The organism is Streptomyces mesophilus, from assembly GCF_011044995.1.
Taxonomy (GTDB): domain Bacteria; phylum Actinomycetota; class Actinomycetes; order Streptomycetales; family Streptomycetaceae; genus Streptomyces; species Streptomyces mesophilus.
The window spans coordinates 1-2845 of record NZ_JAAKZW010000420.1 but is presented as its reverse complement, the minus strand read 5'-3'; the positions used below and the strand labels follow the sequence as shown (position 1 = coordinate 2845).

Genomic DNA, 2845 nt, shown 5'->3' with positions numbered 1-2845 from the left:
GGTGTGAGGTGGGGGTGGGGGTGCGTCGTGCTGCATGCTCGTCGGGCGACCTTCGGCGACCGATGCGCCGCTATGCGGTGACGCGACCTCACGGCTCGTTCAGATGCTCACGAGCTGCCCTTCTGAAGACGTTGAGAACACGCCGGGGCGGGTGGGCGCCTGTGTGCGCCGAGCAGGGGAGCGACTGTGATCAGGTACCGAGGCACCGGGTTCTCAAGCAACCTTGGTGTCCGACCACGCCGCTAGCGTGTCCGGATGGCTCCGACTACTGACCGACAGTTTCCGGTCGCGCTTGCGGCCGCGATGGCCGCCCGATTCGACTACGCCGGTGGTGAAGGAGTCGACTTCGAACCGTTCTCGGCCTTCCTGCCCGCCGAGGAGACCACTGACTGGTTCCGGGCATGGACCGGAAACGGTGAACTGAGCGGAGATGACTTCCGCGTGTTCGGTCAGGACGGCTCGGGTGGGTACGCGGCCCTCTGGCTGGCCCGACCAGGTGTGCCTCTGACCGACCAGCCCGTCGTCTTCCTCGGATCCGAGGGGGAGACCGGAGTGGTCGCCCGTAATCTGGGCGACTTCCTCTGGCTCCTTGCCGACGGCTTCGGCCCCTGGGAGGCGGCCACCGGTTATGAGCCGGATCGGACTCCGTGCCCCGGTAGCGAACTGGTGGCCATCGCGGAGCGGTTTGCTCCCGGCCGGCGTCAGCGGGGAGCATCGGTGATCGAGCAAGCCGGAGCGGAATTCCCTGACTTTGACGACATCATCATGGGGCTCTGCCGCTGAACCGGCTGACGGCCACGGCGTTGCACCGGCTGATGCACGACGATGGTCGAACTCGGCGAGGGTGCTCGCGCTGACGGGATCGGGCCACTGCACCTTGAAGATGTTCGCCTGCTGCGCACGGAGCACTTCCTGGAGCTTGGCTTCGAGCACGCCAGGTTGATGGATGTGGCCTCTGATCAGGGCCGGAAGGCGCCCGGTTCTTAACCGTTCTTGAGGCCATCCTCAAAGCAACCTTAAGGATCACCGGTAAGGCTCTGACCAGGTGTTTCTTCGGGCCCGGAACGCCTATGTTCAGGCGCCGTGAGTACTGACGCAGCAGTTGGGGACGTGCCGGTCGCAGACGTGGCGGCGGCGGCCGGGCTTTCCAAGTACCCCGCGCTCGCCGCGTATCTCGAGCAGACCGAGGCGGTGGAACAGCGGCACGCGGTCGCCGGGCCGGCCGTGCCGCCGCGTCCTGCGTCCCCGCCGCGCGTTCCGCGTACGCGTGCCATGGGCACCGTGGCCGCGCATGGGCTGCGGGTGTTGCTCGGGCACACGGAGGACGAGCGGGGGAGCGCGGGTGCGCGGCCGACCCGGTCCGCACAGCCCCAGCCCCACCCCCGGTCCGACCGGCTGTCGGAGCCCGCGCCCCGTATCCGGACCCAACCTCAGCCCCAGGCCCAGCTCCGGCCCCAACCCCAGGTCCGGCCCCAACCCCAACCCCACCCCCGCACCCCGAGCCCGGCCACCCCGGCCTCCCCCCTCCGTATCCCCCCGGCCCATCTTCGCGCCGGCCTCCTCGCCGGTGCCGTGGCCGTCACCGGTCTGTGGGCCGTGCAGGTGCATCCCTCCGCGCGGCTCGACGCGCTGTTCGCGACCGGGGCCCACCTCACCGGGCTGCTCGCGGGATACGGCGTGCTCGTCATGCTGTTCCTGATGGCCCGCGTCCCCGCCGTCGAGCACGGCGTCGGCGCGGACCGGCTGGCCAGGTGGCATGCGTGGGGCGGGCGTTGGGTGCTCAGCCTGTGCGTCGGGCACACCGTGCTCGCGCTGTGCGGATACGCCGTTCATCGCGGGACGGATCTCCTGACGGCGGGCGCCGAGCTGCTCGGCTACCCGGCGCTGGCCGCCGCGACCCTCGGCACCGGGCTCCTGATCGCCGTGGGCGTCACCTCCGCCCGCGCGGTACGCCGCCGCGTCACCCACGAGACCTGGCGCGCCCTGCATCTGCTCACCTACCTCGCCGCCGCACTCGCCTTCGCCCACCAGCTCGCAGGACCCGAGATCGCGGGCAGCAAGTTCGCCGCGTGGACCTGGACGCTGCTGCACACCACGGTCGCGGCCCTGCTCGTCTGGTACCGGCTCGTCGTCCCCGTACGGCAGGCGCTGCGGCACGCGCTGCGGGTCACGGAGGTACGGCGGGAAGGCCCCGATGTCGTCTCGGTCCTCATTCAGGGCGCGGGTCTCGACGAACTGCGGGCCGAGCCCGGCCAGTTCTTCCGCTGGCGGTTCCTGCAGCGCAGGCTCTGGCGCACCGCGCTGCCCTTCTCGCTCTCCGCGCCCGTACGCGAGGACACGCTGCGTATCACGGTGAAGGCCGCCGGGAACCACACCCGCCGCATGCGGCGGCTGCGTCCCGGTACGAGGGTGCTCGCCACCGGACCGTTCGGTGCCCTGACCGCGCACCGCCGTACCCGTCGCAAGGTGCTGCTGCTCGCGGGCGGGGTCGGCATCACGCCGATGCGGGCGCTCTTCGAGACGCTCCCCGGCGGACCGGGCGATCTGACGCTGCTCTACCGCGCCAACAACGCCGCCCAGTTGGTGCTCCGGGACGAACTGGAAGCCATCGCGGCCGACCGCCAGGCGGCGCTCCATTACCTCCTCGGCCCCTCCGACGCCTCCTTCGACCCGCTCGCCCCCCAGGCCCTGCGCAACCTTGTCCCCGACCTCGCCGAACACGACGTCTACCTGTGCGGTCCGCCCAGGATGGCCGAGGCGGCGACGGCCGCACTGATCCGGGCCGGAGTGCCCGAACAGCACATCCACGCCGAGAACTTCACTTTCTGAGCCCCGAGCCCAGCCC

General features: G+C 70.9%; 2 protein-coding genes. Both read left to right on the top strand.

Annotated features, from left to right (window positions below; translation table 11 throughout):
- Positions 1-255 precede the first annotated feature (255 nt).
- Positions 256-783, top strand: a complete 528-nt coding sequence (locus tag G6045_RS40155) for an SMI1/KNR4 family protein (protein WP_165337185.1) — start codon at positions 256-258, stop codon at positions 781-783.
- A gap of 300 nt (positions 784-1083) precedes the next feature.
- Entirely contained in the window at positions 1084-2829 is a 1746-nt protein-coding gene (locus G6045_RS40150; protein ID WP_328708092.1) for a ferredoxin reductase family protein, read from the top strand.
- Positions 2830-2845 lie beyond the last annotated feature (16 nt).